This window comes from Sulfitobacter sp. L-8 (assembly GCF_056859255.1).
In genome coordinates, this window is the sequence record NZ_JBSXOD010000006.1 from 1 (window position 1) to 5,757 (window position 5,757).

The following is a 5,757-nucleotide window of genomic DNA, read 5'->3' on the forward strand; positions in this document are numbered from 1 at the left end:
GCGCGGCTGCGGGATAGTCTCATAAATATCGACTCCTTTTCCTCTACAGTATCAATTACCCCGACTCAATCTCAAAATGAAAAAACCACAAACCATTGAAAACACATGGCACCCAGTCTCAAAAACCTCGGCACAACGACAAAATCAAGTTCAGAGCCGCCAATCGGGTCTTCTGCCAACGAAGACAACCAGAGAGATCGTCCTGACGGCGAGGCCTTGAGCCGGCCTTCCTTTGTGGCGAGCTCAGGTACGCTCGATCGCCTGGTCGATACGGCTCGCGACTATGCGCACGCGGCAGCGTCGGAGAACACGCTGAAAGCTTATGCGAAGGACTGGGCGCACTTCGCACGCTGGTGCCGGATGAAGGGCGCGGAGCTGTTGCCTCCCTCGCCGGAAATGATCGGGCTATACCTTGCGGATCTGGCGTCCGGGACGGGCTCCTCCCCTGCCCTATCGGTCAGCACAATCGACCGCCGCCTGTCCGGTCTCGCATGGAACTACGCGCAGCGCGGTTTCGCCCTTGATCGTAAGAACCGGCACATAGCGACGGTGCTGGCCGGGATCAAGCGCAAGCATGCGCGCCCACCGGTGCAGAAAGAGGCGATCCTGGCCGAGGACATCCTCGCCATGATCGCGACCCTGCCCTTTGATCTGCGCGGGCTCAGGGACAGGGCGATTCTGCTGCTGGGCTATGCCGGCGGACTGCGCCGCAGTGAGATCGTCAGCCTGGATTGCGGAAAGGACGACACGCCGGACAGCGGTGGCTGGATACAGATCTTCGATAAAGGCGCTCTGCTCACTCTTGATGCCAAGACCGGTTGGCGCGAGGTCGAAATCGGGCGCGGATCGTCCGAACAAACCTGCCCCGTCAACGCGCTTGAGCGATGGCTGCACTTTGCAAAAATCGATTTTGGGCCGGTGTTCGTCGGCACCTCGCGGGACGGCAAGTGCGCACTGGAGGCGCGACTCAACGACAAACACGTCGCGCGCCTGATCAAGCGCACGGTGCTGGACGCGGGCATCCGATCCGACCTGCCCGAGAAAGACCGCCTGGCGCTTTTCTCCGGTCACTCGCTGCGCGCCGGCCTCGCCAGCTCGGCAGAAGTCGACGAGCGCTACGTTCAGAAGCAGCTTGGCCATGCAAGCGCTGAAATGACCCGCCGTTACCAGCGCCGCCGAGACAGGTTCCGCGTGAACCTGACGAAGGCAGCTGGTCTCTGAGCCCCTGCCCTATCACGCCGCCTGCCCACTGAGCCTACCATAGAAGCTGCGCTCGAGATGCAGCTCCCCTGCCCCGGCCTTCTCGACCATGCCCCGCAGATAGCCGCCCGGCGAGGCAACCTCGCCCGCACTGTGCTTCTCGAAGACGAGGGCAAACGCGGCCGTGGCCACCTGGGTGCCCATTCGGTCCTGCGCCACGTTCCAGGCATGCTCAGAGATCCCGATCATCGGCCTGAGTTGACCGGCAACCCGGTGCAGATCGCCCCAATCTTTCAGGAATCCACCCAAATTCCGCGCCCAGGATGCGAATTCCGGACAGGCCTGCATGATTGTCGGCAGATCGAGCGCTGTCCGCTTCTTGCGTACCTCGGCAACCCAGTCTTCCAGCTCCCTATCAACCCGCTCTTCGGGTTGGGCATTAGGCACCACACCCGCCGCTTCCTCTTTTTCAGAGGAATTACTAGTTACAGGATTAAGTTGGTTTGTAATTAGTATATGAGGTTCAGAAATGACCTCCCTGGGGTTCATTTCTTGAGTCTTCTTCGTGACTTGGGCGTGTTTATCATCGGTGTTTTCCACAGGTTTTGTCGCAACAGTCGCCTTAAGATAAGCCGCCTCGACCCGTTCTTGGAGTTCCTTGAACCATGCCAATAGCCGCTCCAACTGCTCTGAAGCTTCATGACGGCGCGGAAGTCGTTCCAGAAGCTCCTCAAAAAGCCCCGTGAATTGCCTCCAGGGCCCACGCAGAGCGCTGCTGAGAGCTGCCTCGATCCGGGCTCGGATCATCCGGCGCGCCACAGTGATCTGGCGCTTCAGGCGTAGGCAGAGCTCGCGTTCAGCCTGCAACTCAGCATGAAGCTCCTCGAACTCCTCGACACGGGCTGAGAGCGGCGACAGATCGAAGCCATAGGCCTCGACGATGCGGCCATCGACGTCTCTGCGGCCCCACCGCTTGCCATTGGGGCTATCCTGGAAGGAGATCACGCCGATCTCAGCAAGGCGCCGCGCGTGGCGCTTGAGGGCAGACAGCGAAAAACCCGTTTGCTCCATCAGATAGGCGTTCGACGCCCAGACGATCGGACGCTGCCCCTCCTCCCAGTCCTGGGCCTGGGTAAAGGCCCCGAGCGTGTCGAGGAGCAACATGTCTCCGGCCTTCAAGCCGATATGTGCCCCCACGCGCTTAAGTGCCACGAATGCCCGTGTTTTGGGTACTGCTACCCGTTCACCGGCTTGGGCAAGTTGCTCAGCAACCCCAAGACCCGGTGTCGGCTTGCGCCAACCTGTATGTTTCATGCCTGTATCTCACCTCCGTTTATGTGGAGGCAAAAGAAAGCCGTTCGCTCAGGAGCGTTCGTCGTTGACAGTGAATCCTGCGAGACTTATCTTGAAGGTGACCAAACCATTAAGATCAGCTCTCAGGCCACACCGCTTGGGGGCTTTTCTTTTGCCTTTATTTCGATTGTCGTTCCTTTTTGCTCCTTGCCTCGTCGTTCTGGAGGATATGTCGCTGACATTGTCGTCAGTCGGTTTCCTTCCCCGAACCTTCGGCGCTCAAGTAGTCGGCGACTAAATCTCCGAGCTTCTCGAGACGCTCTTGGTCTATCGGCACACCTGCAACCTTGATGGATAGGTTTCCATCGACTGAAGTCGCCGAAAGATTTCGGTTGCCCACCTTGCGTTTGACCGTGAGCTTTCTGGGCTTTGCCTTCGGTTTGAGCTTGGGTTTGTTCACCCTCTCCAAGCTCGCTAAGGCTCCCTGCAAATCACGAAAGCTCATGTCGTAGACATTCTTGAACGCGTTCAAGATCTGATCCTGCGCAGCGAAAACAGACCTCGCTCGTGAGACTAGGCTCTCATGCACGCCAATTTTCTTTGCGAAGGCCACAGCTGTCAGCTTGTCTGCCCCAGAAGCCAACGTTTCATACATTTCACCAATCGAAACCAAACGCTCAAATGGGCTAAGATTCTCGCGCTCCTCATTCTCGCGGAACCGCAGAAACAACATCTCAAACTTGCTGTTCTCGGCGTTTCGCGCTTCCGGCGAAGCGAGGATTGCACGAAGAGGTAAACCCAACTCCGACGCGGCCGCCAGTCGGCGGCGTCCTGTAAGCATGACAAATGGAACACCAGTGACGTTCGACGGCTCCAACGGATCCGGCTCCCAATCCGGATCCTCGGGCCACACCAGAATGGGTGTGTCCTGCCCGTTCGAGGCAATGCTGTTTACCAGAGACCTGAATGCTTCCTGGGACATCCAGTCTTGACGGCGGTCTGTCCCCATCGGATCTGATATCTGGTCTGGCGACAGGCTTATTTCGTGGCGGCCGTTTAAGATATCCGAACAAAGCTCAGCTCTGCTTCGCTCCACAGCGGCTTGCGATTGCGCAAGCGCCCCTGATTTCCAAGCACTGCCGGCCCCCTTGAAAGGAGTAGAAACAGCGTCGCCCGTTTCTGCCCGGCCTTCGGGACCGGGCGTGCGCTCCTTGGATGTGTCGGGACTAGTAGCCTTGCTGACCAGCGACCTTGGAATACTGCGTTTCATGCTTCACCCTCGCCGTCATCTTCATAGAACTCGTCCATCCATGTATTGGCATAACCGCGTTCGAAGCCCGGCCAGAGTCGCGATACTATGGCGTCGTTAACCGCATCGGCATTCGTGATGAACCGGTTGATCCCCTTGCGTTTTCCCGGCGTGTCCGGCTCATATTCGTATACGGATTGATAGACGTCCGACGCATTCGAGATTGCGTCGGAACGCAGATAAAACACCGGCAGAATTTCCGTGGGGCAGTGTTCCAGCAGGTTTCCGATGTGGTTTAGATCCTGCGCATTGGATCGTTGGACGATCGTCGGCAACAGCATGTTGGCACCAGTTCCTATTTCGATCCGTTCATGGGCCAGAATATGCTGAAGCATCCCCAGCAGGCCGGTCACAAAGGTCGACAGCGTTGCGATGTCAAACCCCTTCATGGTTTGCGGGATGACCAGCGAAGTCGACGCAATCACGTTATTCAGCTGGAAAAGTGTCAACGCAGGCTGATAGTCGATGATGATGACATCGAGGGTCTCGGTCAGCGCAGCGTTCAGTCGCTGCTGATCGACCTTGCCCTCGACTACCAATTCGTTGGGCAGCGTTTTTGGCGGGTGGCCCGCTTTCCAGCGATCAAGGGCATCGCGCAGGTAGCGATAGAAGCTCTTTCCGGCGGGGGCCTCTCGCACAAGGCGCGCAATCTGGATCTCTCCCTCAGACGTTTCGCCATGTGCCGGCAGCAGACGCAGCCCCGGCCAGGAGGTCTTTAGAAAGAAGCTGTCGAGCGTCTGCGCATCGTGATCAGTGTATGGCGCATCTTCCGACTGGAAGAGGCCGGCAAAGTCCACCATGGAGGCGGTGTTTTCGTCGGGCATCTGGGGAAGACCTTCACCCCCGACAAAGTAGAGCGTTATCGTGCTTTGCGGGTCTGCATCCATGACACCAACGCGCATGCCGTAATGCAAGCTGAGATACTGCGCAAAATGCGCGGCGCTCAGGCTCTTAGCCGTGCCCCCTTTCTGGCTGGCAAACGAGATGACGGGTAAGGGGGCGTCGGGTTTGCGCCAGGCTAGGTAGTCGTAGGGCCGCTTTGCCGAGGCCGCCAGAAGGGCCCGCATGTGCATCAATTCGGAAAGCGTGAAAACACGCTCTCTTCCAACATATTCGCCCGCGGGAAAGTCGTCGCTCGAATTGGCGAACTTGGTTAGATACTGAATACTGACGTTCATAAACCTTGCGCACTGGCGCATTGACCACGTGCGCTTGATGCGCTGACGCAAGGTGAGTTCCTTGTTCACTGCCACCATCGTGCGCTCAAGCCCACGTGACAGGTCCGTCAAAAACTGTTCTAGACTACCGCTCATTCCTAAGCCCTGACTTCGGTTGGGTCCGAGTTCGACTCGATTCTGCTTCTATGGTAGCACGGTTTTGGAGGAAAAATAAAGATACCACGCGCCTATGAGTTTCAGGCGCTTATTTAGAAGCTCCACCACCCCTAAAACTCCAATCTTGAACGCGTTCAAGATTGGAGTCTTGATGGGCCGGTCGGTGGAGAACCGCCCGGCCTTAGCCGTCACGGGGCGTCTTTGGGACCCCAGGGGATGACGGCCTGCAGGGACAGATCCTCCTGGTTCGCGGCCTTGCCGAGGTTGGCGTTGAAGCCGTGGTGGCGGATGGTCAGCGTGTAGTAGTCAGCGCCGGTCTCCTTGTTCTGCTTCTTCCAGATGCCGCCGCACTCGACCAACTTGCCGCGCGGGGAGCGGCCGAGGACGCGGTGCGTGGGGGCCATCGGGTTCGAGCTCGCGACGGGTTCGACCGTGATGTCGAGGTCGAAGGTCAGGGTCGAGATGGAGCCGACGCCCTTGGCGGTTTCGATGTCGGCGCTGGTGAATTTGATGCAGTTCGTGGTCATTGCTCTTCTCCTTGTTTGCGTTGCAATGATGGTCACCTTGCAGCTGGCCAAGGCCCGGCCACACCGAAGGCGGAGCGCAGCGGAGAGGGGCAGG

The 5,757-nt window shown here is 58.3% G+C and carries 5 protein-coding genes; 1 reads left to right on the top strand and 4 read right to left on the bottom strand.

Features of this window, described 5'->3' with window-relative positions; genetic code table 11:
• Positions 1 to 105: 105 nt before the first annotated feature.
• On the top strand, positions 106 to 1,221 hold the full coding sequence (locus AC13DE_RS00145) for a tyrosine-type recombinase/integrase (protein WP_483046631.1): 1,116 nt from the start codon (positions 106 to 108) through the stop codon (positions 1,219 to 1,221).
• Positions 1,222 to 1,233: 12 nt separating this feature from the next.
• On the opposite strand, the gene repC is transcribed toward AC13DE_RS00145, so the two are convergent.
• The 4 genes from repC to AC13DE_RS00165 all read right to left on the bottom strand — a co-directional run bounded on the left by repC (position 1,234) and on the right by AC13DE_RS00165 (position 5,663).
• A complete protein-coding gene (gene repC / locus AC13DE_RS00150; protein ID WP_081940158.1) occupies positions 1,234 to 2,514 on the bottom strand; it encodes a plasmid replication protein RepC in 1,281 nt (426 codons plus the stop codon).
• Between the two features lie 226 nt (positions 2,515 to 2,740).
• Positions 2,741 to 3,763 carry a ParB N-terminal domain-containing protein gene (locus AC13DE_RS00155; protein ID WP_037207731.1) on the bottom strand — a complete coding sequence of 341 codons (1,023 nt, stop codon included), beginning with the start codon at positions 3,761 to 3,763 and terminating at the stop codon, positions 2,741 to 2,743.
• Complete coding sequence (locus AC13DE_RS00160; RefSeq protein WP_009804235.1) at positions 3,760 to 5,115, bottom strand: ParA family protein; 1,356 nt, start codon at positions 5,113 to 5,115, stop codon at positions 3,760 to 3,762. The genes AC13DE_RS00155 and AC13DE_RS00160 overlap by 4 nt, the downstream gene beginning before the upstream one ends.
• Positions 5,116 to 5,324: 209 nt before the next feature.
• Positions 5,325 to 5,663 carry a DUF736 domain-containing protein gene (locus tag AC13DE_RS00165; protein WP_483046632.1) on the bottom strand — a complete coding sequence of 113 codons (339 nt, stop codon included), beginning with the start codon at positions 5,661 to 5,663 and terminating at the stop codon, positions 5,325 to 5,327.
• Positions 5,664 to 5,757: the final 94 nt, after the last annotated feature.

Excerpts from the sequence above, each read along its gene's own strand:
- AC13DE_RS00155 (WP_037207731.1), bottom strand. The coding sequence starts at position 3,763 with ATGAAACGCAGTATTCCAAGGTCGCTGGTCAGCAAGGCTACTAGTCCC.
- AC13DE_RS00165 (WP_483046632.1), bottom strand. The coding sequence starts at position 5,663 with ATGACCACGAACTGCATCAAATTCACCAGCGCCGACATCGAAACCGCC.
- AC13DE_RS00145 (WP_483046631.1), top strand. The coding sequence starts at position 106 with ATGGCACCCAGTCTCAAAAACCTCGGCACAACGACAAAATCAAGTTCA.
- repC (WP_081940158.1), bottom strand. The coding sequence starts at position 2,514 with ATGAAACATACAGGTTGGCGCAAGCCGACACCGGGTCTTGGGGTTGCT.
- AC13DE_RS00160 (WP_009804235.1), bottom strand. The coding sequence starts at position 5,115 with ATGAGCGGTAGTCTAGAACAGTTTTTGACGGACCTGTCACGTGGGCTT.